Origin of the sequence: Peribacillus butanolivorans, assembly GCF_001273755.1 — a bacterium.
Lineage (GTDB): Bacteria > Bacillota > Bacilli > Bacillales > DSM-1321 > Peribacillus > Peribacillus butanolivorans.
In genome coordinates this window covers 1,104,566-1,130,012 of the sequence record NZ_LGYA01000001.1, presented here as the reverse complement: position 1 = coordinate 1,130,012, position 25,447 = coordinate 1,104,566, and the positions used below count along the sequence as shown (strand labels likewise).

The 25,447-nt window shown below is 38.1% G+C and carries 25 protein-coding genes; 4 read left to right on the top strand and 21 right to left on the bottom strand.

What is annotated here, in order from left to right:
* Nucleotides 1-527: 527 nt before the first annotated feature.
* A complete protein-coding gene (locus tag AKG34_RS05360) occupies nt 528-770 on the bottom strand; it encodes an aspartyl-phosphate phosphatase Spo0E family protein (RefSeq protein ID WP_053345125.1) in 243 nt (80 codons plus the stop codon).
* 646 nt (nt 771-1,416) lie between these two features.
* On the bottom strand, nt 1,417-3,576 hold the full coding sequence (locus tag AKG34_RS05355) for a PAS domain-containing sensor histidine kinase (RefSeq protein ID WP_053345124.1): 2,160 nt from the start codon (nt 3,574-3,576) through the stop codon (nt 1,417-1,419).
* 284 nt (nt 3,577-3,860) lie between these two features.
* Here AKG34_RS05355 and AKG34_RS05350 point away from each other — a divergent pair, with 284 nt between their 5' ends.
* Both AKG34_RS05350 and AKG34_RS05345 read left to right on the top strand, forming a co-directional pair.
* Complete coding sequence (locus tag AKG34_RS05350; protein ID WP_053345123.1) at nt 3,861-4,886, top strand: acyltransferase family protein; 1,026 nt, start codon at nt 3,861-3,863, stop codon at nt 4,884-4,886.
* A gap of 215 nt (nt 4,887-5,101) precedes the next feature.
* The gene (locus tag AKG34_RS05345; protein ID WP_053348005.1) at nt 5,102-6,862 is read left to right on the top strand and encodes a B12-binding domain-containing radical SAM protein; all 1,761 of its coding nucleotides are present in this window, start codon (nt 5,102-5,104) and stop codon (nt 6,860-6,862) included.
* 42 nt (nt 6,863-6,904) lie between these two features.
* On the opposite strand, the gene AKG34_RS28235 is transcribed toward AKG34_RS05345, so the two are convergent.
* Nucleotides 6,905-7,051 (bottom strand): protein YkzE, encoded by a 147-nt coding sequence (locus AKG34_RS28235; RefSeq protein ID WP_169787512.1) that lies wholly within the window; start codon nt 7,049-7,051, stop codon nt 6,905-6,907.
* Nucleotides 7,051-7,209, bottom strand: coding sequence for a protein YkzP (locus AKG34_RS28230; protein ID WP_056530653.1), 159 nt, complete (start codon nt 7,207-7,209; stop codon nt 7,051-7,053). The genes AKG34_RS28235 and AKG34_RS28230 overlap by 1 nt, the downstream gene beginning before the upstream one ends.
* 122 nt (nt 7,210-7,331) lie before the next feature.
* Here AKG34_RS28230 and AKG34_RS05335 point away from each other — a divergent pair, with 122 nt between their 5' ends.
* On the top strand, nt 7,332-7,667 hold the full coding sequence (locus tag AKG34_RS05335) for a DUF3905 domain-containing protein (RefSeq protein WP_053345121.1): 336 nt from the start codon (nt 7,332-7,334) through the stop codon (nt 7,665-7,667).
* An 88-nt stretch (nt 7,668-7,755) separates the two neighbouring features.
* Here AKG34_RS05335 and AKG34_RS05330 read toward each other — a convergent pair whose 3' ends face one another.
* The 14 genes from AKG34_RS05330 to AKG34_RS05265 form a co-directional block, all read right to left on the bottom strand.
* The gene (locus AKG34_RS05330) at nt 7,756-8,733 is read right to left on the bottom strand and encodes a quinone oxidoreductase family protein (protein WP_053345120.1); all 978 of its coding nucleotides are present in this window, start codon (nt 8,731-8,733) and stop codon (nt 7,756-7,758) included.
* Between the two features lie 15 nt (nt 8,734-8,748).
* A complete protein-coding gene (locus AKG34_RS05325) occupies nt 8,749-9,528 on the bottom strand; it encodes an enoyl-CoA hydratase/isomerase family protein (protein WP_053345119.1) in 780 nt (259 codons plus the stop codon).
* A gap of 16 nt (nt 9,529-9,544) precedes the next feature.
* Nucleotides 9,545-10,324 carry an SDR family NAD(P)-dependent oxidoreductase gene (locus AKG34_RS05320; RefSeq protein WP_053345118.1) on the bottom strand — a complete coding sequence of 260 codons (780 nt, stop codon included), beginning with the start codon at nt 10,322-10,324 and terminating at the stop codon, nt 9,545-9,547.
* Nucleotides 10,325-10,360: 36 nt separating this feature from the next.
* A complete protein-coding gene (locus tag AKG34_RS05315; protein ID WP_053345117.1) occupies nt 10,361-11,119 on the bottom strand; it encodes a 2-phosphosulfolactate phosphatase in 759 nt (252 codons plus the stop codon).
* Between the two features lie 4 nt (nt 11,120-11,123).
* Nucleotides 11,124-12,185: a phosphotransferase family protein gene (locus AKG34_RS05310; protein ID WP_053345116.1), complete on the bottom strand. Its 1,062-nt coding sequence runs from the start codon at nt 12,183-12,185 to the stop codon at nt 11,124-11,126.
* Nucleotides 12,186-12,215: 30 nt separating this feature from the next.
* Complete coding sequence (locus AKG34_RS05305; protein WP_053345115.1) at nt 12,216-12,617, bottom strand: acyl-CoA thioesterase; 402 nt, start codon at nt 12,615-12,617, stop codon at nt 12,216-12,218.
* 16 nt (nt 12,618-12,633) lie between these two features.
* Nucleotides 12,634-13,413, bottom strand: a complete 780-nt coding sequence (locus AKG34_RS05300) for an enoyl-CoA hydratase/isomerase family protein (RefSeq protein ID WP_053345114.1) — start codon at nt 13,411-13,413, stop codon at nt 12,634-12,636.
* Entirely contained in the window at nt 13,410-14,294 is an 885-nt protein-coding gene (locus tag AKG34_RS05295) for a 3-hydroxyacyl-CoA dehydrogenase family protein (RefSeq protein ID WP_053345113.1), read from the bottom strand. The genes AKG34_RS05300 and AKG34_RS05295 overlap by 4 nt, the downstream gene beginning before the upstream one ends.
* Before the next feature lie 39 nt (nt 14,295-14,333).
* Nucleotides 14,334-14,903 (bottom strand): TetR/AcrR family transcriptional regulator, encoded by a 570-nt coding sequence (locus AKG34_RS05290; protein ID WP_053345112.1) that lies wholly within the window; start codon nt 14,901-14,903, stop codon nt 14,334-14,336.
* 72 nt (nt 14,904-14,975) lie between these two features.
* Nucleotides 14,976-16,586, bottom strand: a complete 1,611-nt coding sequence (locus tag AKG34_RS05285; protein WP_053348004.1) for a long-chain-fatty-acid--CoA ligase — start codon at nt 16,584-16,586, stop codon at nt 14,976-14,978.
* Nucleotides 16,587-16,623: 37 nt separating this feature from the next.
* Complete coding sequence (locus tag AKG34_RS05280) at nt 16,624-17,397, bottom strand: SDR family oxidoreductase (protein ID WP_053345111.1); 774 nt, start codon at nt 17,395-17,397, stop codon at nt 16,624-16,626.
* On the bottom strand, nt 17,394-18,620 hold the full coding sequence (locus tag AKG34_RS05275) for an acyl-CoA dehydrogenase (protein ID WP_053345110.1): 1,227 nt from the start codon (nt 18,618-18,620) through the stop codon (nt 17,394-17,396). The genes AKG34_RS05280 and AKG34_RS05275 overlap by 4 nt, the downstream gene beginning before the upstream one ends.
* Nucleotides 18,621-18,717: 97 nt before the next feature.
* Nucleotides 18,718-19,971 (bottom strand): ATP-binding protein, encoded by a 1,254-nt coding sequence (locus AKG34_RS05270; protein WP_053345109.1) that lies wholly within the window; start codon nt 19,969-19,971, stop codon nt 18,718-18,720.
* Nucleotides 19,972-20,242: 271 nt separating this feature from the next.
* Nucleotides 20,243-21,595: a TrkH family potassium uptake protein gene (locus AKG34_RS05265; RefSeq protein WP_053345108.1), complete on the bottom strand. Its 1,353-nt coding sequence runs from the start codon at nt 21,593-21,595 to the stop codon at nt 20,243-20,245.
* A gap of 232 nt (nt 21,596-21,827) precedes the next feature.
* Between AKG34_RS05265 and AKG34_RS05260 the strand changes: the two genes are divergently transcribed.
* Nucleotides 21,828-22,019 carry an alpha/beta-type small acid-soluble spore protein gene (locus AKG34_RS05260; RefSeq protein ID WP_034314196.1) on the top strand — a complete coding sequence of 64 codons (192 nt, stop codon included), beginning with the start codon at nt 21,828-21,830 and terminating at the stop codon, nt 22,017-22,019.
* Between the two features lie 42 nt (nt 22,020-22,061).
* On the opposite strand, the gene AKG34_RS05255 is transcribed toward AKG34_RS05260, so the two are convergent.
* From AKG34_RS05255 to AKG34_RS05245, 3 genes are all read right to left on the bottom strand, one after another.
* Nucleotides 22,062-23,345, bottom strand: coding sequence for an anti-sigma factor domain-containing protein (locus AKG34_RS05255; RefSeq protein ID WP_053345107.1), 1,284 nt, complete (start codon nt 23,343-23,345; stop codon nt 22,062-22,064).
* Nucleotides 23,342-24,085, bottom strand: a complete 744-nt coding sequence (gene sigI, locus AKG34_RS05250; RefSeq protein WP_053345106.1) for an RNA polymerase sigma factor SigI — start codon at nt 24,083-24,085, stop codon at nt 23,342-23,344. The genes AKG34_RS05255 and sigI overlap by 4 nt, the downstream gene beginning before the upstream one ends.
* A 366-nt stretch (nt 24,086-24,451) precedes the next feature.
* On the bottom strand, nt 24,452-25,228 hold the full coding sequence (locus tag AKG34_RS05245) for a TerC family protein (protein WP_053345105.1): 777 nt from the start codon (nt 25,226-25,228) through the stop codon (nt 24,452-24,454).
* Nucleotides 25,229-25,447 lie beyond the last annotated feature (219 nt).

Sequence of the window (25,447 nt, the reverse complement as noted above, 5' to 3'; positions counted from 1 at the left end):
AAGTAACCACCTATAATTTTCTGTATATTTAGAAAGTGGTATAGTTATTGAACCCCTCAATCATAAAAGAATACTATGTACCTCTGTTGAGTTAACTTACTCCGACATATAAACCTAACACTCTAATTTACCAACTAATTGAACTTTTCTAGCTTTTTAACCAAATTGAACTTTTCCTGCAACACAAAGAATGTCCTCAGAGCCTTCCTCTGTTCACTCCTCTGCAAGTTGTCCAAACTAAGAGAAAAATAAATATAAACTATCCCCTTATTTTTAATGATCTTTGTATCAAATCTTTTGAAATCATATAAGCAGACAGCACATCACAACGTTCATCACTCTCTTAAAACAAAGCTGCCCGACTTCTCTCTCCGCATTTAAATATTTATATATATTCCATCCTTGTTCTTATGTTTCCTTAGTTCATTACTAACAGGATTGAAAAAAAATATATACACCATATGAGAGTTTACTCCCCTTTATTTTTTTCCATTTCTAATTTACAAAGTCATTTCATTCAGATCCATTTAAAATGTAAAATCATCATTAAAGGGCTTCTGTACAATAACAACCATTTCTTCTCGTTTATTTCTCACTTCAACTGACGAATGATGTTGAAGGATTAAATACTCATTTATCAGTTTATCAAGTTGCTCGCTTTGGCGAAGGGTATACTCATGACTCATCCCATACATTTTTGCCAACTCCATCATTTCCCAACGCTTCATTCGAATTTCAGAACAAATTTCCGTAGTACTCCTAGAATTCATAACAACACTCACTACTCCTGCCCTTTTAAAGTTACATTATAATAATGAAGTATTACAAAATATGCCTTATATGTAAATAGATTCGCAAAAAAAGACAAAACTTCTTAAATTGCGATAAAGCCTGACCCTTCAGCGGACATGATATGACGAGAATTTCTTATCATAATCTACTTGTTTTGATTTAGGATCCTAAGTCTTAAATAGATTTACATACTGCTAACTCTGAACCTTGAGCCAATATTATTCATATTTAATTTTCACTGTTTTGTTACTTGCTAAAATACTTCGACAGTTTACCACCATAGCAAACTAGAACGAAATTATCAATAAGTAATAAGTTAATAGAGTGCCTTAAAGAGATTCATTCACTTCAAGGAAAGATAGAACTTCATTAACAAAATGGCAAGCAATAACCGTTGGATTTTACATTAAACCTGTAAATCTCAATTAGATTCTAAATTTGAGTCCTCCGTTAATTTCAATGAAATTAGCGTTGAGGGATGAAATTCAAAAAAGGAATCCATCGAAGAGGGATTCCTTCTTAACATTCAGACTTACTTATGCTTTCTGAAAAAATAACAAAATAGGGGAAGAAAATTCATCTTCTACTCTTCAAATTGCAAGCAACCTATCTTCATCCTCCTGTTTAACTCTCGAATGGTAAATATATATGAAAGCTAGTCCCCTTCTCAACTTTACTCTCCACTTCGATATAGCCATTATGTTCCTCAATAATTTTATAGCTAACCATAAGTCCCAGCCCTGTCCCTCTATCCTTTGTCGTATAAAAAGGTTCACCCAACTTTTTCAGCATTTCCGTCGAGATTCCCATCCCTTGATCGATAATGGATATACAAACGTACTTCTCGGAAAATCTTCTCGTCTTAATACGAACAGAACCACCATCCGGCATGACTTCCAATGCATTTTTAATAATATTAATAAATACTTGTTTTAGCTGATTTGCTTCGCAGAAAACAGTAAACTCTTCTTCTTCAAAGTTCGTCTCAAATTGAATATTTTCCAGTAGAGCTTGAGCGGCAAGCAACTCAAGCGTCTCCTTCAGAATTGTATGAACATCTTGTTTGAAAAATTTAAGTGCTTGAGGCTTTGCCAACACCAAAAATTCAGTGATTATGGTTTCAATCCGCTTAATTTCAGAGGTAATAACATGAAAATATGTAGAGAAATCACCCTTGACACCGTCCTCAAGCAATTGGATGAATCCTTTTAAAGCCGTCATTGGATTCCTAATTTCATGGGCAATCCCTGCAGCCAGTTCACCAACAACATTTAAGGTATCTGATTTCCGAATTTGCTCCTGCATTTCAAGATTTTTACTCACATCACGAAAAATGGTTAAATGCAGGCTCGAATATAAATTTTCTCTAGTTAAAAATTCAATATGCTTAACTCTTCCATTTTCAAACATTATCGGGATGATAGATGAGTAAACCCCATGTTTGTAGACTTTTTCAATATGAGCGTTCAGATCAGCTGCATTCCCAGGTATTTTTTCAATAAACTCCTTAACAGTAAAAGAAAGAAGTTTATCCTTCGAAATCCCCAAAATTCCCTGTCCCGCCTCATTAATGTCTGTAAACCCTTTTTCATTCCATAAAATCAAGCCATCTAATGTTCCCTCAAAAATTTTCCTGAATTTCTTTTCACTATCCCGTAATTCTTTCTCAATCAGCCATCGCTCGCTGACATTCCGAAAGATTGTCACATTATAACCTTCACCTTCATGTTTTTTTGCAGTTAATTCAAGTAATTTAATTTGATGATTCGGCATTTTATAAATCAGTTCACCCCTGACCTGGGTGTCTCTTTCAAACGTATCCATCATCTGATTAAAATGTTGATTATTGCTGTAGACATATTTCCAAATATAACTGCCTATCAAGTCTTCCCTACTAGACTCAAATATTTTACAGGCTGAATGATTTACTCGAAAAATGATTCCGTCATCATTCCAAAATATTATCGCATCCATTGACTGGTCAAATAATTCTGCAAAAATCCTTTCGCTCGTCTCTAACTTCTTTTCCATTAAATTCGATTCAGTAAGCTTTCGAAACACCGACATATATAATTCATTTCCGACTGTGGAACTTAGTGAAAAAATAAATGGATGTGGCTCATCATGAACTATTATCTCTACCTCTCCTCTGAAGTTCGACTCACTGAAGACTCTTCTAATACTTTCTTCCCAATATGACTTATATTTTTGGGAAATGAGATCCGTCATATTTTTTCCGACAATATCCTTTTTCGGAATGCCCAGGACATGGATAAATGCATGATTCACTTCTATGATTATTCCAGAGCTATCAAAAAGTACGATGCTCTCAATGGCTGTATCAAAAATGTCCAAAAACATCTGCCGTGACATTAATGTTTCCCGGGAGGATGAAACATCCAATGTCACATCCTCCAAACGATAAATTTGCTGTCCTTCGGAAGGTGCTCCAATACGCAAAAATTCAATTTGCTTTAGCGCTCCTGTATGAAGCTGAATCATTTTCTTTTCTCTTTCCTCGCTACTACTTTGTGAGCCGAATTCTTCTTGAGTCAAAGGGATGACCTGAAGAAAATCAGTTAACTTCAGTAACTCCAGCTGCTCTCTCGGTGTTTCCAACAGAGTACAAGCTGCCTCATTCACATAAGTGAACCTTAGTTCCTCATCTACCCTAATATAGGGCTCTAACATAGAATTGAAAATTTCGTTATATCTTTCAATCTGTTTATTTAATTTTATAATTTTTTGTTTATATCCCGTTTCATTCTCATAACCTAAATTCATATTTACACCCCTTATTCAAAGACCAATACTTACCCAACTTTATTCGACAACTATCTTAAATCTCCTCGGTATTTTCAAAAATCAGTAAAATCATATTACCTACCAAAAGTCAAAATTTTACTTTATTTTAAATTATAGTATGTTGAATCGACTAATACTTAGAGTTAAGCTTAATTTAAGAATGATTTAATAAAATTACTAATATGAGATTTAATTCTATGGATTAAGGGTATATAAATAACAATGCTTTCTAGCTACCTTAAAATTTATTAATGGAGGCAAATATGAAACAACGTGATTTTTTCTTTGATAACGCCAAGTTCATTCTCATGGCCTTTGTCGTCTTTGGACATTTACTAAATACGTATATACACGACAGTGAAACAATTTACGCTCTATATAAAACCATTTATTCCTTTCACATGCCTGCTTTTATCCTTGTTTCAGGGTTCTTTGCAAAAGGTTTTTATCAAAAAGGGTATTTAGCTAAAATTACAAAAAAATTAATTTTACCTTATATTATTTTCCAATTGATATATACCGTTTACTATTATTTCTTATATGAACGTACTGCCCTCACAGTAGACTTGCTTGATCCTCAGTGGTCGCTTTGGTTCTTGATCAGTTTATTCTGTTGGAACATCATGCTACTTGGTTTTTCAAAGCTAAAGCCTTCAGTAGGCATAGGTTTATCTATTTTAATCGCTTTATTAATTGGGTATATTGACAATATCTCCAATTACCTTAGTCTCTCAAGGACATTCGTTTTTTTCCCGATGTTTTTAATCGGTTACCATTTAAGCAAAGATCATTTAAAAAAGTTATTCACACCCAAAGTTCGTTTGGCTTCACTTGGTGTCATGTTAGTGATTTTTATCGGCTTTTATTTAAATACCGATATCAATTATAAATGGCTGCTCGGTTCGAAACCCTATGCCGAGCTTGAAGATGCGACAATCGTGTCCATGTTTAAGCGACTGGGATTTTATGGATTGAGCATAATTTCAGTGTTTAGCTTTCTATCCTTCATCCCACGCGGACAATATTTCTTTACCAATTGGGGTAAACAAACTTTATATGTGTATCTGCTACACGGCTTCTTCATTCGTTTCTTCCGTGAAAGCACCATACAAGACTACTTCAGTAATACAGAGAGTTTTATCATGCTTGCTGGCCTCTCATTCTTGATCACTGTGTTATTGTCAAGCCAAATGATTGCTACAATGGCCCAGCCAATTATCGAATTGAAAGCAACCAAAACAAAACGTTTCATGACTAAAACAAAAGAGTATATTAAACAAGCATTTTGAAAAAAACGGATAAAGCAGTTTCTGCTTTATCCGTTTTTTCAAACATAATTCCATTCCAATTTACAAGCCAAAAGCAAAGGCAATAGATTCCCCTTCATTAATAATAACGCATTTTTCAAATGGAGCAGGCTATGGTAAAATTACTCGTTAGTGCTTGTTGGCTTAAAAAGACATGTACACGAAAGGAGCCAGGCGTTTCTTTTACGCCCTTTAACATGAATATAATAATCAGTACTCTTAACGCAAAATACATCCATACATCGCTATCCATCCGATATTTAAAAGCTTATGCTCAGCCAGATTATGATGTACAGCTGGCAGAATATACGATAAAAGACCCGATTATGAACATCGTAGGCGACCTTTATTCCAAAAAACCTGATGTCATCGGGTTCAGCTGCTATATTTGGAACATCGAGGAAACAATGAAAGTCGTGGCAATGCTGAAAAAAATCAATCCTGAATTGGTTATCATTCTCGGCGGACCTGAAGTCACATATGATGTTGGTGAATGGCTTGACCAGATTCCCGGAGCTGATTTTATCGTAATTGGCGAGGGAGAAGTTACTTTCAAAGCTCTTTTATCTGAAATTGAAGGTGCTAACGATTATAAAAAAGTCGGTGGGATTGCCTATCGACAGGATGGAAAAAAAGTTATTCAGCCACAGAATGGCAAGGTGGATTTGAAATCCCTCCCTACCCCTTATCGATTGGAAGAAGACCGCGACGAGCTATCCAAACGTGTCACCTATATCGAAACAAGCCGTGGTTGTCCGTTTAGCTGTCAATTTTGTCTTTCATCTATCGAAGTAGGTGTCCGGTATTTTGATCGGGAAAAGATCAAAGAAGATATTAGGTACCTTATGGAAAATGGTGCAAAAACTATTAAGTTCGTTGACCGTACCTTCAATATCAGCCGGAGTTATGCAATGGATATGTTTCAATTTTTAATTGACGAACATCATCCTGGAGTGGTTTTCCAATTCGAAATCACAGCGGACATCATGCGTCCGGAAGTTATCCAGTTTTTGAATGATCATGCACCAGCCGGGTTGTTCCGATTTGAAATCGGCGTACAATCGACGAATGATCATACAAATGATTTGGTCATGAGAAGACAAAATTTCGAAAAACTAACACGGACAGTCACCATGGTCAAAGACGGTCAAAAAATTGATCAGCATCTTGACTTGATTGCTGGTTTGCCTGAGGAAGACTATCATTCATTCAGGAAGACCTTCAATGATGTTTTCGAACTAAGGCCCGAAGAAATGCAGCTTGGTTTCTTAAAAATGCTGCGTGGTACAGGCCTACGGATACGTGCCAATGATCACGACTATATTTACAGTGATCATGCTCCTTATGAAATTCTTGGGAATAATGTTTTGTCCTTTGACGACATTGTCCGTATTAAACAAGTTGAAGATGTGCTTGAAAAATACTGGAACGATCACAGAATGGATCATACGACAGAGTTTCTGGTTGAATCGGTGTTTAATTCACCATTCGACTTTTTCCAAGAATTTGGTACCTTCTGGGATGAACAAGGCTGGTCACGAATCGGACATCAACTTGAAGACTTGTTCCGTCGATTACAGCAGTTTTTATCTTCCAGAGAATCAGCTGATTTAAAAACCATTATCGGACTCATGAAATTGGATTATTTCATGAATCAAAAATACAAACCACGTAAACCATGGTGGGATGCTTCTCTTGATAAACAGGGGCGCAAAGAGATTTATGAAGAAATTCTAAACAAACCTGAACATCTTGGATCTTCTTTCATTGCCTTGGGACTAAATGAAAAAGAAATTCACAAACACACATTACTTGAAGAACTTCCTTTTGATTTAGAAACATATTTAGCAGATGGAACAATTGTTAATAAACCATCGATTATGCTTGCTTATTTTGATCCGAGCGGAAAAGGCTCATCCATTTTTTCTCTTTCAAAATCTGATAGCATCATTTTATAATGAATAAAGGACGGATCCCAAAAAGGGTCCGTCCTTTATTCTCTATTTATTTTCACGTTTTTTATTTTCTGTAGACAATATTTCATAGATCTTGGATGCATTCATATCACCACTGAATTCCATTCCGAATTCCGTTCGTACAATTTCTTCAACCCGTTTTTCTTGAGAGTTGCGTTTGTTTTTATCCATTAACTTCTACCTTTTCTGCCTTGCTTTGAATTACGGTTGGCACCTTTCATGGCGTTTTCTTCAACTGCGAATTCATTTGAATATTCCTCTACTGCTTGGTTTTTCTTTGGCGTCGTACTTGCTTTGATTGCTCCATCTACATTGGCTTTCCGTTTCATGTTCATTCCACCTTTTTTAAAAAGTTTTACTTTTTAGAATGGGGTAATTCCGCTTAAAATTATTCAGGGATATTATATGGGTAGTCGAGTAAAATAACCCTAAAACGAAAGGGAGATACTTTATGAAAAGAAAATTGGATAATCCAATAATGGATGATACCCAACCTCACCAAATTAACGCACCGAGCTTTAAAGGTACCGGGATAAAACCGCAAGCTCCTTTTGTTAATGAGTATGGAGTCGTCATTGGGGACAGCAAATATGCATCAGAAAACTCACCACTCGAAAATTGGAGCGAAGATACAGACCCAGAAATCATGGCTGGAGACGAATGGATACACCCAACTAATGATATTGGATGGAACTCAACTGAAAACCGCGAACTGTTAGAGGCAAAAAGAGCCCCAAATGCCCCTTTCATGCATCCTGATAAAGATGTGAGTATTAAAACGGATTAAATGACTCACAAGTCATATAGCCAAAATTCACTAGTAATACCCACATAAAATAAGGGTGTCCCCGGTAAGTCCGGTACACCCTCCTTCCTTATTTAACCTGCAAAATCAACTTTCCTTTTGTTTGGCGTGAGTTCATTTCTCCATGTACATCAGCAGCCTGTTCAAACGGATAAATACCTCCGATAGTCAGCGTTAGCTTTCCTGACGCTACGTAAGAAAAGAGCTCTTTGATGCTCGGTAGCAGCAAATCTGGTTTTTTCATAATCTGCGGCAGGAAAAAACCTACCACAGATTGATTACGGCGCATTAAAACCTGTGGGTTCATCGTATATGCCTCACGGCTAGCATTACCAAAAACAACAAGTCTGCCAAATGGAGCCAAACATTTCAGTGTTTTATTGAATATGTCTCCACCAACCATTTCCAGTGCGACGTCGACACCCTTTCCTCCAGTGGCTTCACGCACTTCCTGCTCCCAACCTTCTTTGGTGTAATTGATGAGAATATCGGCCCCCAGCTTCTTAGCTAGCGTCAGCTTTTCCTCAGTACTTGCGGTGGCAATTACTTTTCCAGCCCCGAAGATTTTGGCAAGCTGGACCGCAATCGTTCCAACGCCACCTGCAGCTGCATGGACAAGCACCGTTTCACCCTTTTGCAGGCGTCCCATCGTTTTTATAATGTGATAGGCACTTAACCCTTGGAGTGGTAAGGCAACAGCTTCATGGAACTGAATCACATCAGGAAGAGGAATTGCAGAGAATTCATCCGATAAGGCATATTCGGCATACCCTCCCGCTTCAATCAGACTCACGACCCTTGTCCCCGGTTTGATTTTGGTTACTTCTTCACCAACCTCCACCACCACTCCAGCTATTTCCGCACCTGGTATGAAAGGTAGTGGTGTAGGAACCACATATTGCCCCTCCCTTCTCGCTGTATCGGCATAATTAACGCCGACACAGTCAATTTCAATCAGCACTTCATGTCCAGTTGGCACCGGCTTTTCTTTATCAGTCATTTTCAGTACTTCCGGTCCACCGTATTCTTCAAATTGAATGGCTTTCATCACTGTTCCCCCTTGTTAGTTTCCAGTAAATTCAGGTTTACGCTTTTCTTTGAATGCCGCTACTCCTTCTAGATGATCTTCTGTAGACGCCATCAAGGTTTGGGTAATTCGTTCCTGTTCGAGTATTTCATCTAGTGTGGCTGTAAATGAATGACTAACGAGTTTTTTCATCATTCCAAATGCCTTTGTCGGTCCATTGGCAAGGTTGTCAGCAAGTTTCAACGTTTCTTCTTCTAGTTGATTTAGTGGAAATAAATAATTAATGACACCTAACTGATATAAGCGCTCGGCCGAAATCGGTTCAGCCGAAAAGAAGAGCTGCTTTGCAAGATGAGGACCTACTAATTTTGGTAAAAAGTACGAACCTCCTCCGTCTGAAATCAAGCCCACCTGTGAAAAACTCATAGCAAATTGACTATCATCAGAAGCCACAATTAAATCGCATGCGAGTGCCAAATTGAAACCAGCTCCTGCCGCAAATCCATGAACTGCAGCAATAATAGGAACCTCAGAAGAATCCATCGCCAAAATGCAATCATTCATTTTACCAACATGATCATACAATTGTCCTGCCGAGGCTTGCCCCATCGACTTAACGTCTCCTCCTGCAGTAAAAGAACGTCCAGCCCCTTTGATGACAACGGCCCTTATATGAGGCTTGTGCTTAACATCGGTAATCGTTTTCGTTAAGTTTGAGATCATATCTGGGCTAAAGGCATTCAAGCGTTCAGGACGATTCAAAGTCACGATTAATACATTATTATTTACTTCTGTTAATAAGTGTTCTTTTAACATTTACCCATCCCCTTTTCTACTTAATCAACCAGCCGCCGTCGACCAAGATGTCGGTTCCTGTCATATAGGAAGCTTCCGGCGAAGCAGCAAACGTAATGACATTACTAATTTCCTCCGCTTTACCTACTCTTTCCAGAGCCGTGTTCCGTTGAATGGACTTTACGAATTTTTCATTCTGCAGACCATCCTCTGTTAAGGGTGTTTCAATAAACCCAGGTGATACGGAATTGACACGTATGCCAACTCCAGCTAATTCCAGTGCTAGAGATTTAGTCAAACTGATTACTCCTGCTTTAGCGGAGCTGTAATGTGGGATAAACGCTCCAGCCTGATGTCCTGAGAGTGAAGCAACATTCACGATTGCCCGGTTAACGGAGTCACCATTCCCATTTCTAGCACCTTCTTCCATCACTTTTCCTAAGTACTTCGAAACAAGAAAGACACTTTTTAAATTGACATCTTGAATCATATCCCAATCATCTGTAGAGGTATCCAAAAGCTTCGAGGATTTCGATCCACCTGCGTTGTTGATTAAAATATGAAGATCCCGATATTGTTCTTTTACATACAGCGCCAACTCTTTTATATCTTCCTCTTCCGTCACATCTGCAGGAAAAATATCGGCCACGGGAATTGTGTGCCGGGCATTGATTTCAGCAGCTACTCCCTTCAGCTTTCCTTTCGTCCGGCCCACTAATAAAACCTTTGCTCCTTCGTCCGATAAGCGCATTGCTGTAGCCTTTCCAATTCCAGATCCTGCACCTGTTACCACCGCTATTGACTGTAAAAACCTCATTCCTTCACCTCTTCAACTGAATTTGATAACATGTTATTACGTTTCCTGCCTTTTCAATTCAGCTTCGATTCTCCCATCTATCAACTCAGGAACAAGATTTATCGAACCTTTTTGAGAAGCCAATTTCAAATCATCAATCAATTCATGTTTATCAAACAGCTGCCCGACATGTGATGATTGAAGAATATCAAAAGTATTGTCGGTATTCGTCTGATAAAAAGTGCAAGCAGCAATTGCTGCATCATTCAGACTGAACGTTCCTTGTGCTCCAGTAATCAAGCACTCTATCAAATGGCCTGCTCCGTAAAAGTCTTCCAAACTAAATTCACCCGAATTCCCCGAACAAACGATAATAATCGTTTCGGTCTGATGATCTTTTTTTATTTTTTCAGCAACAGAGGGATTATTTAACAAGGACGCTATATACACCTTTTTGGCTGCAGCAGAGTTTCTCATTGCAACCGTCCCATTAGTCGTAGATAATACAAGCGTTTTATTGAGAACTAATTTACTCAAAAGCGTCGGACTCGGATACATGAATCCCTCAACCGGCTTAGCTTTAAGTTCTCCTGCCAATATATAATCCTCATGATCCAATTCCTTGCTTCTCAATAGGGCGTCTACAGGGTTAAGGACAGGAATTACTTGTCGGGCTCCATTATGAAGAGATGAAATGATAGTTGTAGTCGCTAATAAAACATCCAGGATGATGGCCACTTTCTCTCCTTCTAAAAGCTTTTCCCTATCTATCTCTTCTTTTTTTAATAGCAAATGTATGTTTTGTATATGTCCCATATTCTCAAGCTTCCTTCGCCGCAACATGAGCTGCATGGATGATTAAGCTTTTGACCGTTGTTCCAAGTTTAGAAAAGCGGAGATCATTGGTCTGTCCTTTATTATAACGATAATAGATTTGCTGAAGGATGACAGCTAACTTAAAGTATCCAAAGGTTAAATAAAAATCGATGTTGGAAACACTCCTGCCACTTCTCACTGCATAGGCTTCAATAAATTCTTGTCGGGTCAGAAAACCATCCAAGGTTGTAACTGACGCTTGTCCCAAACCGAATTTAATCAATTCTGGGTCACTGCTTTCAGTCCAATAGCTCAAAGCAACTCCTAAATCTGCCAGCGGATCGCCAACGGTGGACATTTCCCAATCAAATAATCCTACCATTTCGCTTAGGTTTTGGTTAAACATTGCATTATTAATCTTGTAGTCATAATGGATAATGGAAGTTTGGCTATACTGAGGTATATTCTTTTGCAAATAATCGATAAGTGGCCCTACTTCTTTGATTTCATCTGTCTTTGCCCGCTCATATCGGGAAATCCAACCGTGTACTTGTCTCTCGATAAACCCTTCAGGCTTGGAGATTTCCGCTAATCCCGTTTTCTCATATGGAATTGAATGGAGGTCAGCAAGCTGATTAACCATGACATAAGAAAGCTGACGACACCTCTCTGAAGTCGGTTCGACTCCTTCGGGAAACTTAGAATCTATTACAACTCCATGTTTTCTTTCCATTAGAAAAAAGGGAGATCCGACGATTGAATCATCATCCGAAAACAGTATAGGTTCAGGAGCTGCTTGAAAATACGGGTTGATTGATGAAAGAATATGGTGTTCCCGTTTCATATCATGTGCCTTTGGAGCAACAGGACCAAGCGGCGGTCTCCTTAATACAGCTTCCCACTCTCCCATCTTCAACTGATAGGTCAAATTGGAATACCCTGTAGAAAACTGTTGCAGTTCTAACGGTTCATTTGGTAGGTCCATGACATTTTTTCTCAGAAAATCTTCTAATGTTCTTAAATTCAGTTCCTCCCCGGAACGAACAGGAATCGTATCATCAACCAATTTCCTTCACCCCTTTACACTTTAGAGAATCTAGGTATGAACAAGATGTGAGATAAGCGTATCTTTTATCATTTCAGGAATAGGTTCACTTTTCTGTTCAGTAAAATTGAAACAAACTAAGACCGCACTCCCCTTTGCAATGGCCTCTCCAGTTTGTGAACAATAGATGTCATGGACCATTTCACAGCTTTTCGTCCCTACCTTTGTCAAATATGTTCGAATAGTTAAAAGCTGGTTAAAATACCCCTGAGAAATAAAATCGCATTTTGTGGAAGCAAGCAAAAAGTTCCACTTTTCGACATTTGTTGCTAATCCCAACGCTTCAAAAAATTTCATACGGGCTTCTTCGAGGTAAATAAAATAACTTGTGTTATTGATATGGCCCAAGGCATCCGTTTCTGAAAAGCGGACGTTAACTTTTAATTCATGCATTATGTCCCTCCTTGTTTTATCGATGTAAGAAAGCAGGTTTCCGCTTATCTAAGAATGCTGAAACTCCTTCTTTCACATCTTCAGTTTGGAAGATTTCTTCAAAAAGATTTGTTTCAATCTCTAATCCTTGTTCAAGTGTCGATTCGCTTCCTTCATTTATAGCCTTTTTAATTCTCGAAAGCGCCTGAAGTGAATGTCTCGTCATTCGTGAGGCTAAATTTTTTGCCTCTGTTAACCCGCATCCCTGCTCGACGACTTTATTGACGAGCCCTATCTTTTCTGCTTCTTTTGCATTAAGTGAATCACCGGTAAAAATAATTTCCTTTGCTTTTGCATTCCCAACAAGTCTAGACAACCGCTGTGTACCCCCAGCTCCTGGAAATAAGCCTAATTTCACTTCCGGCAGGCCGATTTGCACCTGTGCTTCGGCTACCCGCAAATCGCAGGCCAGAGCTAGTTCGCATCCGCCTCCTAAAGTCATACCGTTTAAGACAGCAATCGTCGGTTTAGGAAAAGTATCAATTTTATTTAAGATTGCATGACTTTCCTTTACAGTTTCTTTCATATTCGGATTTCCCATCATTTGTGGAAATTCTTTTATATCCGCACCTGCAGCAAATGCAATATCGCCTGCACCAGTAATGAGTACTGCTACCGTTTCATTATCTTCTTCAAGCTCAGTAAATACTTCCAACAAACCCTTAAATACATTTTTACTGATTACGTTTAATGGAGGATTATCAATGGTTACAATAGCAAGCTTATTTTCCTTTTCCACTCTCACTAAATTTCTCATTTTTTCACTCCTTTGTTTGGATAGTCATACCAGCCCTTACCTGTTTTCCGTCCTAGATGTCCTTGTTTCACCTTTTCTTCAATACAAACATTTGGTTTATCTTCAGGATTTCCAGTTTCGTCATATTGCTGTTTCATGACGAAATAACTTACATCAATACCTGATAAGTCCATCAGTTCAAACGGGCCGATTGGATGGCTTAATGCTTTTCGACAAATTAAATCGATATCCTTGTAATCAACGATTCCTTCTTCATACAGAAATAAGGCTTCACGCTGTAGTGCACCTAAAATTCGATTGGCAACAAAACCTGATATTTCTTTCCGTAATAAAATGCCTGTCCTGTTCATTTTCTGAGTTACTTCCATTGCAAGCTTTGCTGTTTCTTCAGATGTTTGATCACTCATGACAACTTCAACACAATCCATTACTAAAGGTGGAAAAAAGAAATGCATATTAATAAACTTATCTGGACGATTTGTCACACCCGAAAGGAGACTATTGACGATAGTTGAACTATTAGTCGCAAAAATTGTTTCTGCTGGTGCCAACTCCTCTAGTTTGGCGAAGACTTCCTGTTTCACATCAAGTTTTTCTACAATCGCTTCGATGATAAGATCCGCCCGGCTTGCCGCCTTTTCCAAATTGGTAGTATATTGAAGACGACTGAAGGCTGCCAGTTTACGATCTTCAGTCAATTTTCCTTTTTGGACCCACTTAGCCAAAATATCTTCCAATTTTTCCTTAGCTGTTATTAAAGCATTTTCTTGAACATCCTGGAGAATTGTCTCGAATCCTCCAAGTGCTGCAAGCATCGCAATCTGATGCCCCATCTGGCCGGCTCCAATTACGGTTATAGAATTAATTTGTTTGTTCGGCATAACGTCATTCTCCCTTCTACTAACTAGTTAGTATGTAATTTATCTTCCTGCTTCAATTCCCTGTAAAATCATTCCCATAAAAATCCTTGCCACTTCCTGATCTGTTTTTTCCCCATCTGGATCAAACCAATGATAGCTCCAATTGGCCACACCCAAAATCGCAAACGAGATGATAGAAGTATCGAGATTGGAGCGAAACTCTCCGCTCTCGATACCTTCTTTAAGCAACTGCTCAATTCTATTACGGAATTCATCACGCTTAGGAAGGATCTGAGCCAGTTTTTCTTTACTTAGATTTTTCATTTCACGAAAAAAGACCGTAGCGCTTGATTTTTTTGTTTTGATACTCTTTAAAAGCATATAAACCATTTCGAAAAGCTTATCTTTGCAGCTTTTTTCAAGAATCTGAATGATTTTTTCCTGCTCATTTAGGAGCTCATCTATGTAAGCCAGATGAATATCCATAAGCAACTGTTCTTTGCTCGTAAAGTAATAATAAAACGTTCCCTTCGTCACACCAATCGATTCAACAATATCCTGAATAGATGTCTCACTAAAGCCCTTCTTTTCGAATAAACGTATGCTATTTTCTGTCATTTTTTCTTTCATGTAAGCATCCTCGCATTCTGTTTAAAATTTCAGGTGAATTGATATCATACGCTTTCGTATTATCAAGCCAGATTATTTTTTAGAAAATTCTTCTCTTAAAGATCGCCTTAAAATCTTTCCGACATTTGTTTTCGGAAGCTCTTCACGAAATTCTACAAGTTGCGGGACCTTATAGGCCGATAGGTTTGCACGGCAATAATCGATGATTTCCTGTTCGCTTGCCTTCTGATTACTTTTAAGAACAAGCACTGCTTTAACGGACTCTCCTCTATAGGTATCCGGAACTCCGATCACAACCGCTTCCTGAACAGCTGGATGTTCATAAAGCACTTCTTCTACATCACGCGGATAAATATTATAACCACTTGCAATAATCAAATCTTTTTTCCTGTCGACAATATAGAGATACCCTCCTTCATCAACCTTGGCAATATCACCTGTATAAAGCCAGCCATCCTTCAGAGTCACCGCCGTTTCCTCAGGCATATTCCAATAACCTTTCATCACTTGCGGTCCTTTAATAATTAACTCTCCCATTTCACCCGTAGCTACTTCCTTTGTTCCGTCTCCTAGGTCCACCACTTTATAATCAGTGGAAGGGAAACCAATCCCGACACTACCGGGCTTTCTTTCAGCAAATATAGGGTTACAATGCGTTGTTGGGGAAGCTTCCGAAAGACCATAGCCTTCCATTATTTTCGCCCCTGATTTTCGTTCAAACTCACGAAGCAGTTCCATCGGCATCGGTGCACTCCCGCTGTTACAGACCCGAATCGAACCCATACCGTATTCTTCAGCCTTAGGGTGGTTCGTTAACGCGACGTACATAGTAGGTACACCAGGGAAAATGGTAGGCTGTTCACGCTTAATTGTTTCTAATACTTCCTCTATTTCAAACCGTGGCAGCATAATTGAATCACCCGCAATATACACCGATAAATTCATTGCAGACGTCATTCCAAACACATGAAAAAGTGGTATGACCGTCAACGTTCGTTCACAACCTATTTTTAGTTCATGCTTGAAGAACTCATAAGATTGAACTACGTTAGCCAGTATATTGCTGTGTGTCAACATTGCACCCTTCGATCGTCCCGTTGTGCCTCCTGTATACTGAAGTACGGCTATATCATTTCCCGGATCAATTGTTACTGGAGTAATGTTGCCATCGCCTGTTTTTATAAATTGATCAAATGAAATATCAGGTTGGAAATCTGCACATGATGGTTGGAGGCTGACTACAATAATATTTTTCACATTTACATTCTTCTGTACACTTTTCACTTTTGGATATAGTCCGTCTAACACCACAATTGTTTCGGCACCAGAGTCCTGTAAAATATGCTGCAACTCTCTTTCAACTAACATTGGATTGATTTGTGTAATAATGGCACCTGTAGTCAATGAGCCGTAGTAAGCTATGGCGTATTGCGGACAGTTAGGGAGCATTATTGCTACACGATCACCCTTTTGGACACTCTTTTGTTGAAGAGCTGAAGCGAAAGCTTGTGATGCAAAGAAAAGCTCCTGATAAGAAATCTTTCGACCATAAAAAGTAATTGCTGTATTGTTTGGATAGGACTGAAATGTGTTTTTAAGGATCTGCTGCATCGGAAACTCAGGAACTTTTATTTCCTTAGGTATTGAATCAGGATACATTGACAGCCACTTTTTTTCATTCATCATTACATACCCTCCAGCCATATTTAATTACTTTTCATTACATTGCATGCGAACCCCCATCAACAATTAAGATATTCCCGGTCACATAATCGGAGGCTTTCGAGGCTAGGAAAATCGCAGCCCCTTTTAAATCATCATCACTCCCTAACCTTTTAAGCGGAGTGGATTCCAAGATAGGATTTTTCCCATTCTCAAGAACACCTCTGGTCATTTTTGTCGGAAAGAATCCAGGTGCTATCGCATTTACATTAATATTATGCTGGCCCCATTTAACGGCTAAATCCTTTGTTAAGGTAATTACCGCCCCTTTGCTCGTATTATAGCCGACTGTATCAAGGACCCTTGGATCCGTCCCGCCCAGTCCCGCGACAGAAGCAATGTTTATGATTTTTCCATAACCCTGTTCGATCATGATCCTACCTACAGTCTGACTCATGATGAAGGTTCCAGTCACATTGACATTCATTACCTTCTGCCAGGCTTCAAGGGGCATATCAACGGCAGGAGCTCCCCAGGATGCCCCGCTATTATTTACTAAAATATCTATAGATCCGAATGCTCTGTAAGCTACGTTCACTACTTCCTGTACATCTACCGGGTTGGTAATATCACATTTGATGGAAAGCGCCCTCACTCCCAGCTTCTCGATATGCGATGCAACTTCATCACATGCCTCCTTCTTTCTGGAACAAAGAACCACATTGGCCCCTGCTTCGGCAAAGCCTGTCGCTATTTGTTCTCCAAGCCCTCTTCCTCCACCTGTAATAATCGCTGTCTTTCCGGTTAAATCAAATAGGTCAGTCGCTTTCATATTTTCACCTCATGTTTTTGGTGTTTGCGAAGTTCAATTTTAGCGATTTGCGAACGGTGTACCTCATCCGGACCATCGGCAAGCCTCAATGTCCTGGCATTTGCCCAATGAGCCGCAAAAGGGAAATCATCAGATATACCTGCTGCGCCAAACCCTTGAATGGCACGATCCAGCACTTTTAATGCCATGTTAGGTGCAACCACTTTTATCATGGCAATTTCCGCCTTCGCTTCCTTGTTTCCTACAGTATCCATCATATAGGCAGCTTTTAAAGTCAAAAGCCTGGCTTGCTCAATTTCAATACGGGAATCTGCCACCCATTCCATAATCACACCTTGTCTCGCCAAAGGCTTTCCAAAAGCGACACGCTTTTGAATACGCTTACATAATTCTTCAAGCGCTCTTTCTGCAGCTCCGATAAGCCTCATACAGTGATGTATTCTTCCAGGTCCGAGCCTTCCTTGAGCAATAGCAAACCCTTTCCCTTCACCCAAAAGAATATTCTCGCTTGAGACCCTCACGTTTTCAAAAGTTATTTCAGCATGTCCATGAGGTGCATGATCATAACCGAAAACAGGGAGCATTCTCTCAATTTTGACTCCCGGTGTATCCAGCGGTACGAGAATCATAGATTGTTGTTCATGCTTAGAAGTGTCTGGATCGGTCTTACCCATAACAATAGCAATTTTACATCGTGGATCACCAGCTCCAGAAGACCACCATTTCCGACCGTTTATTACATATTCACTACCGCTTTTTTCAATTCGGCACTCAATATTGGTTGCATCAGAAGATGCCACTTCTGGCTCTGTCATTGAAAAGCATGAGCGGATTTCCCCAGCAAGCAACGGCTTCAACCAGCGCTCTTTATGTTCATCAGTACCATAACGAACCAGTACTTCCATATTCCCAGTGTCAGGCGCATTACAGTTAAAAATTTCGGGTCCTATCATCGATCTTCCCATAATTTCACAAAGCGGCGCATATTCAAGATTGGTTAAACCGGCTCCATAATTGCTTTCCGGTAAAAATAAATTCCAGAGTCCTTCTTCCTTTGCTTTTGCAGTTAATTCAGATAAAACCGGCGGTATTTCACTCCAGCGGCTATTCTGTTTTTCGAGCTGCTTATGATACACCGATTCATTTGGGTATACGTATTTCTCCATAAATTCTGTTAACTTCTTTTCCAGATTTTTTACTTTTTGTGTATGTTCAAAGTTCAAATTAATTCCTCCCTTTCAACTCACTAACCGGTTAGTATGTTAACTTTCTTTTTACAGCATACAACTTTTTTTCCTTTTTTTTCAATAATTAAATAAATTAATTTCCTGCTAATCCACTTCCTTGCTTCAGAACATCTATATCTCTTGGTTCAACTATCGGGAAGACACAAACGATTTTCGTACCTTTTTTTAGTTCGCTAGTAATGAATACTTTACCACCATGTTTCTCAATGATTTTAAAACATACTGAAAGTCCTAATCCTGTTCCCGTTGATTTCGTAGTGAAGAATGGTTCACCAACTTTTTGAAGAGAGTTTTCTGGAATCCCCTCCCCCTCATCCAAAATGCTTATATAAACTTCATTGTCTTTTTCATAGATATTCACAAAAATATTTCCGCCATCTGTCATCGATTCAATGGAGTTTTTTATAAGGTTTATTAGTACTTGTTTGATTTGATTTTCATCACAATATATATAAATCGACTGTTCATTATAATTTTTATGAATTTGAATATTATTAAGTACGGCATTGGTTTCCAACAAAGTAATCACATGATTGCAGGTTTTTTTAAAATCTTTCTTAAGAAACTCCTCTTCACTTGGCTTTGAAAGCAGCAATAGTTCATTTAGGACTTGCTCGATTCGATTAATTTCCGAAAAAATAATGTCATAGTATTCCTGTTTATCGGCACCCCCGTCTCTGATCAGTTTTACAAAACCTAAAATCGCTGTCATGGGATTTCTAACTTCATGAGCAATCCCTGCAGCAAGTTGGGCAGCCGTAGATAATTTACTGGAAGTAATCGCTAAATTTTCATTCAGACTTACAAGCTTTTCCTCTGCATGCTTCCGTTCATTAATTTCTGATAATATTCCTGCCGTTCCGATGAATTTCCCTGCCTCGTCATGAATTAATTTGACAAATGCTTCGACCCAGGTCGTCTCCTTTTTCGAATTATTCAATTTAATATCCACACGAAAATATTTTTTTCCTTGATGAAAGGATTCTGCAAACGTTTTCAATACTTCTTGATACGAAGTATTATCCATACTTTTAGAAAAGTGAAGCCCTAGAGTTTCGTTAACAGTAGCACCACTCATCAATTTCCAGGCAGGATTTAAATATAGCCATTTTCCTTTCTCATCTGTTTGGAATATAACTTCATTGAAGCTATTGACCAATTCTTTCGAGTACTTAGAGAAAATTCGATAACGCCCTTCACTATCCTTCAATAACTCAATCATTTTTCGGTTTTTATCATAGGTAGCGCCTAATAACCAAGCTATAGATACAATTGCGACTATATATATTCCTGCAAAGGTGGAAACTTTATGTACTTCAATATACATCCATCCTATAAATGGCAATATTAATATAAAAAATAGTGCAGGAACAAAAATCCTTCCAACGTATTTCTTTATTTCCTCCACCTCCTTACCAAAATAATAAAAAAAATATTCGATTAAATTCCAGCAAGTTAGGATTTGAATTTAGCATATACCTTACATTAAAATGGTAATTAATTATCTTATAGGTACATTTCAACATAATTGCTTCGATTCCTGCAAACAACTCAAAAAACCTTTCCGCAATGGAAAGGTCTCTGATATAGCTAAATCATTATCCAATAATGACGCGTTCTTTTGGATAATGGTAATTCTCCGTAACCTCTTTATGACCAATGATATAGAGGAGGGACGTAATTCCGACCCGGCCAATAAACATAATAATCATAATTACAATTTCACCGATATTACTGAGTTCGGGAGTGATACCCATTGAAAGACCCACAGAACCGAAGGCAGAACATACTTCAAAAATGATTTGCATCAAAGTAAAATCCTCAGTGATTGCTAAAATGAATACTGCCAATATGCATAATAGGGATCCCATAATCATAACTGCTGTCGCCTTACGAATATCATCAGGATGTATCTCCCGTTTGAATACTTTAATAGATCGCCTTCCCCTCATAAAATTCCATAAAAAGAGAATCATTATAGCGAGGGTTGTTGTCCGGATACCTCCTCCTACTGAACTAGGAGATGCTCCAATAAACATCAAGATGCTCATCAATAAAAGGGTGGGTTCCGAGAAATCGCTCACATTCATCGTTGTTAGGCCACCGCTTCTCGTATTCGATGACATAAATAGAGAGTAGAAAAATGATTCATGCCAGCTCTTATCTTTAAAAAATCCGTTCATCTCCAGCAGGAAGATAAGGATAGTTCCCCCAATTATAAGGCACAAGAAAGTGACTGATGTCAGTTTTGTAAACAAAGAAAAATGAAACTTATAAGTACGTGCACTATTGGATACAAATTCTTTCAACTCAATTAAAACCGGAAATCCAATAGCTCCAAGGGTAAGCAGGATAATCGTGATAAACTGCACAAAATAATCATCTTTAAATGGAATCATTGAAGTACCGGTAATATCGAAACCAGCATTCGTGGTGGCACTTACGGCTAAAAATAAGCCATTTAAAAAGGCCTCTTTCCAGTTTGGATAATAATTCAGAAAGTAAATGCCTAAAACAAGAGCTCCAATCATTTCAATTACGACAAATATCTGAATGATTTGAATCAATAATTTAACAAGCCCCGAAAGATTCGATTGGTTTTGATCGGTCATGATTAATTGTCTTTCCTTCAAGCCGATTTTCTTACCCAAAATCAACCAGAAAAACGTTCCAAGTGTCATAATGCCAATACCTCCAAATTGGAGAACAAACATTAGAATGAAATAGCCTACCTCATTATACACTTCGGGCAAACTAACAACTGTTAGACCTGTCACACTAACTGCACTTACGGCTGTGAATAAAGCATCCATGAAACCTAATTCTACACCTGGCCTTATAGCAACGGGTAGACTCAACAGTATGGTCGAGATACTGACAGCTAAAAAGTAATAACCGACGATAAGCTGTGCTGGTGTTAACTTTGCTAATAGTTTTTTGATAGCAAACATACAGAGTTTTCCTTTCTTACTCCTTTATAATTATGTGAATCACATAACCATTAAAAATCTAGTGTACCCTTTTTTCATTCTTTTTTCCATTCTCTTTTGAAACTGTCTTACTTGCAACAATAAGGCAGGTTTACCAATAAGTTTGATACTGCATACATAAGTAAAACTCCTTTTTCTACTTATACTATCATTACAGCGGCAAAGCCGTTGAAAACGTAAAGGGGAGATTCAAATGGCTAACAGCAGTAACAACCTTCTTGTTCCTGGAATCGAACAAGCACTTGAACAAATTAAATATGAAATAGCATCAGAATTCGGTGTACAATTAGGTTCCGATACATCCGCACGTGCCAATGGTTCAGTTGGTGGAGAAATTACAAAACGTCTTGTTCAGCAAGCTCAATCTCAACTTAAAGGTCAATAAATCCTATTACAATTGAATATCAATGGCTAAGAGTCCAGCTTTTTAAGCTGGACTCTTTTTAATATTCCGTTCATTACCGTTTTCTTTATTATTCATTTCCCTCTTATTCCGTTCTGTCTTATTTCCCTTTTTAGTTTCGTGCTTTATACGATGGTCTTTACTTTTTTCACTTTCTTTTGCTTTTTCTTTGACTGATGGGTGTCTTCGCTTATCAATTCTCTGTTCAGTCTTTTCATTTGATTTCACCCACTTCCGCTCTTTCGATTGCTTGTCTTTTGAATGGTTGCTATGGTCTCTATTTGATTTTTCGTTCGGTTTTTTGTTTTTTTCTTGAAAGGTATTTTTCTCTTTGTTTTTTTCTTGAAAGGTATTTCTCTCTTTGTTTTTTCCGTTATATGGTCTATATTGTCCATTTTTTTCTTTTTTATCTGATGTTTCCTTCTTTTGCTTATATTGTTTTTTCATTTCCCTTTTTTCGGTTAGTTCGTCTTTGATTACTGTTTTTTCCTTTTTCTCACTTGGATTGTTCACTTTTTCCTTTTCTTGATTCGATTTGTTTTTATTGCTCTGCGATTCTCTCTTCTCTTCCAAGGTTTCGGTATTACCCTCGACATTTTTATCCGTTGCAGGTTCCCTTGTGTTCACTTTAACTTTCTCTTTATCCTCATTCAACTTCTTTTCAACATATTTCCCGGTAGATATGCCTTGTTTCCTAGCCTGCTTCCGATCAGTTTTCGTTGCTTGAATAACTTTCATCTTTGTTTGTGAAACATTTCCCTGCTCTGAAATTTCTTTAATCTCTTCTTTTAAATTCTTATCCAGTTTTTTATCTTTATCCAATAACGTTGTAGAAACAACTATTTGTTTATTTCCTTTCAAATAACCAAGTTTCTTTGTTGTTTCAACAATTCGGTTTGTGACCGTCTTAACTTCTTTACCTTTCCAGTTCGTCAACTTATCAATAACAAGCTTACCATCTTCGTTTAAGCTGGTAAGTTTGAGAACCTCTAATTGATCATTCAGCTCTAGTTCAATACTTGGATTCACATCAATTGTCATATATGCAGAGACATGCTCAGAAGAATACGATGGTAGAACAGAAAAGAGAATCAGAAGGGCAGCTGCTACACTAAGCACCGCCTTTTTTTTGAAAGATAAATGAAAGCTAGAAAAAGATAAAGTTACTTTTGGTTTAAAAGGTGAAAAAGTGATTTCTTCGCCCACTTCATAAGTTCTTTCCTGTCTTTTGGTTTTTAGAAACTCGCCTTCGGGGGTTAATAGGGTTACAAAACGCTTATTTATTGAAAGAATAACTCCTTTTTTCATCCATTAATAACCCCTTTTATATAATCATTCAAATACAAAAAATCCCCGTTTATTATTATTGCAACAGCAATGATATACTTTCGATTCCGTTCGATTGTTTTTCTGCTTACATCTACCTTTCCCTCAAGCTGTTTTACTGGCAGCCGCTTTTTTGTAAACAGGATTTCTTTCAAGTCGTCATCGTCCATTAACAATTTAGCAATCATTATCGCTCCCTTCCTTGCATCTTCATGTTTTGGAGAGTTTTCAACGAGATCATCAAACGACAGACCAAAATCCTGTAGATGTCTTATATAAAGTTGAATTTCTTCTTTTCTTTTTTCTGATTCCTTTTGTTTTTCGTATTCCTGCATGGAATTTTCATTATCCAGATATATTTGGCTTTGATCATTTTCTTCGTTTTGAGAAAAATCCAGAATGATTTCTTTGCTTCTTGACTGGCTTCTTAAGTAATCAATAACCCTTCGCTTAACAAGGGTTTCGGCAAATGCCAACAAAGAACGGCCTTTTTCAGGGGAATATTTATCTATCGCCTCATTAAAAGCAATCAATCCAATACTGAATTCATCATCTGATTCGTATATGTAGCGTCTGCATACTGACGAGACGGCTTTGGCTATAAAAGGCTTAAATGATTCTATAATATCGTTACGAAGGCTAATATCGCCTTGTTGAATTTTCAAAACGGTTTCTTCTAAAGAACGCTTTTTTTTGAATGCTGTAAACAACAAACCAAGCATCTGCTCACCTCGCTCCTGTTGAACGGTTAAAACGATCAACATATTTATCTTAAGCGGAGGGAGTCTAAAAGACAGTACCAAAAGAACTATTTTTCAATGATATCGAAATCACGAAATATATCCACATGAAAAAATACTTAGTTTTTTCTCGTTTATTACAGTGCAATTACAGTATAATAACTTTTTTCTAGTTTTCTCACCAAATCAATGGGACAATTGTCATTTTTTTTACCCAAATTTAATATTCACTTCTTTTAACATATCGTTCGTAAAAGCTTCTGAATTTTTGTGGGTCACTCCCGAAAACCATATAATGGATTTTATTTTACAAAAAAAACCAGGCGTGACTTGCACGCCTGATTTTTTTTATGCTTCTTGTATTTGTTTTTCTTTTTCTTTTTCTTTTTTGCTTGAAATGATCCATGCACTTATGACAATACCGATTAATACACCCCAGAAAATCGATTTCCAAAGTGTTGATTCCGGGAAATGGTGATCGATGACAGCTAACGAAGGGTGTGCAAGTGTGTATACCGCTAACTTTACCCCAACCCAACCTACAATTAAAAATGCTCCAGTTTCAAGTGAAGGACGCTGATGAAGCAATTTCACAAATCCATTAGCTGCAAATCGCATAATAATCAACCCGATCATACCACCGAGGAACATAACAGCGAATTGCCCCCCATCAATTCCGCCAACTTTCATCCAACCTGTTGCAGGAAGTGTAACAGCCAGTGCAACAGCAGCCAACATGGAATCAATCGCAAAAGCAATATCAGCAGCCTCTACCTTTACCACTGTCATCCAGAAGCCAGATTGTTTCTTAGGTTTAGTGACTTCCTTCTCACCTTTCCCAGCGTATTTTTTGTAAATATGCTGAAAAGCAATGAAAAGTAAGTAAATGGCACCGATTGCTTGAACTTGCCACACGTCGACAAGAAAGGAAATAAGGAATAAACTTGCGAAGCGGAAAACAAAAGCTCCCATCAGACCGTAAAACAAGGCTTTTCGTTGTTGGTCTTTTGGTAAATGTTTAACCATAACAGCCATAACGACTGCATTATCTGCAGCGAGTATTCCTTCTAATCCAACCAAGATAAGAAGGACCCAACCATATTCCAATAATATTGATGCTTCCATGCATTCAACCTCCAATAGTTTGTATTTCCCTCGCTATCGGCATTGGCAAAATAAAAAGACCTCTGCCGTATAGGCAAAGGTCTTGCTGAACATGAAAACATGTCAACAAAGCCGATGAATGTCTCCACTCACGTAATGACGACTTTGTTTTAGGGCGAACCCTAACGCTACTCCCCTTTGTAAAAGGAAAATCAGTTATTAAGTATATTAATAGTATAC

Coding starts and splice junctions, on each gene's coding strand:
- AKG34_RS05360 (WP_053345125.1), bottom strand. CDS start 770: ATGAATTCTAGGAGTACTACGGAAATTTGTTCTGAAATTCGAATGAAG.
- AKG34_RS05355 (WP_053345124.1), bottom strand. CDS start 3,576: ATGAATTTAGGTTATGAGAATGAAACGGGATATAAACAAAAAATTATA.
- AKG34_RS05350 (WP_053345123.1), top strand. CDS start 3,861: ATGAAACAACGTGATTTTTTCTTTGATAACGCCAAGTTCATTCTCATG.
- AKG34_RS05345 (WP_053348005.1), top strand. CDS start 5,102: ATGAATATAATAATCAGTACTCTTAACGCAAAATACATCCATACATCG.
- AKG34_RS28235 (WP_169787512.1), bottom strand. CDS start 7,051: ATGGATAAAAACAAACGCAACTCTCAAGAAAAACGGGTTGAAGAAATT.
- AKG34_RS28230 (WP_056530653.1), bottom strand. CDS start 7,209: ATGAAACGGAAAGCCAATGTAGATGGAGCAATCAAAGCAAGTACGACG.
- AKG34_RS05335 (WP_053345121.1), top strand. CDS start 7,332: ATGAAAAGAAAATTGGATAATCCAATAATGGATGATACCCAACCTCAC.
- AKG34_RS05330 (WP_053345120.1), bottom strand. CDS start 8,733: ATGAAAGCCATTCAATTTGAAGAATACGGTGGACCGGAAGTACTGAAA.
- AKG34_RS05325 (WP_053345119.1), bottom strand. CDS start 9,528: ATGTTAAAAGAACACTTATTAACAGAAGTAAATAATAATGTATTAATC.
- AKG34_RS05320 (WP_053345118.1), bottom strand. CDS start 10,324: ATGAGGTTTTTACAGTCAATAGCGGTGGTAACAGGTGCAGGATCTGGA.
- AKG34_RS05315 (WP_053345117.1), bottom strand. CDS start 11,119: ATGGGACATATACAAAACATACATTTGCTATTAAAAAAAGAAGAGATA.
- AKG34_RS05305 (WP_053345115.1), bottom strand. CDS start 12,617: ATGCATGAATTAAAAGTTAACGTCCGCTTTTCAGAAACGGATGCCTTG.
- AKG34_RS05300 (WP_053345114.1), bottom strand. CDS start 13,413: ATGAGAAATTTAGTGAGAGTGGAAAAGGAAAATAAGCTTGCTATTGTA.
- AKG34_RS05295 (WP_053345113.1), bottom strand. CDS start 14,294: ATGCCGAACAAACAAATTAATTCTATAACCGTAATTGGAGCCGGCCAG.
- AKG34_RS05290 (WP_053345112.1), bottom strand. CDS start 14,903: ATGAAAGAAAAAATGACAGAAAATAGCATACGTTTATTCGAAAAGAAG.
- AKG34_RS05285 (WP_053348004.1), bottom strand. CDS start 16,586: ATGAATGAAAAAAAGTGGCTGTCAATGTATCCTGATTCAATACCTAAG.
- AKG34_RS05280 (WP_053345111.1), bottom strand. CDS start 17,397: ATGAAAGCGACTGACCTATTTGATTTAACCGGAAAGACAGCGATTATT.
- AKG34_RS05270 (WP_053345109.1), bottom strand. CDS start 19,971: ATGTATATTGAAGTACATAAAGTTTCCACCTTTGCAGGAATATATATA.
- AKG34_RS05265 (WP_053345108.1), bottom strand. CDS start 21,595: ATGTTTGCTATCAAAAAACTATTAGCAAAGTTAACACCAGCACAGCTT.
- AKG34_RS05260 (WP_034314196.1), top strand. CDS start 21,828: ATGGCTAACAGCAGTAACAACCTTCTTGTTCCTGGAATCGAACAAGCA.
- AKG34_RS05255 (WP_053345107.1), bottom strand. CDS start 23,345: ATGAAAAAAGGAGTTATTCTTTCAATAAATAAGCGTTTTGTAACCCTA.
- sigI (WP_053345106.1), bottom strand. CDS start 24,085: ATGCTTGGTTTGTTGTTTACAGCATTCAAAAAAAAGCGTTCTTTAGAA.
- AKG34_RS05245 (WP_053345105.1), bottom strand. CDS start 25,228: ATGGAAGCATCAATATTATTGGAATATGGTTGGGTCCTTCTTATCTTG.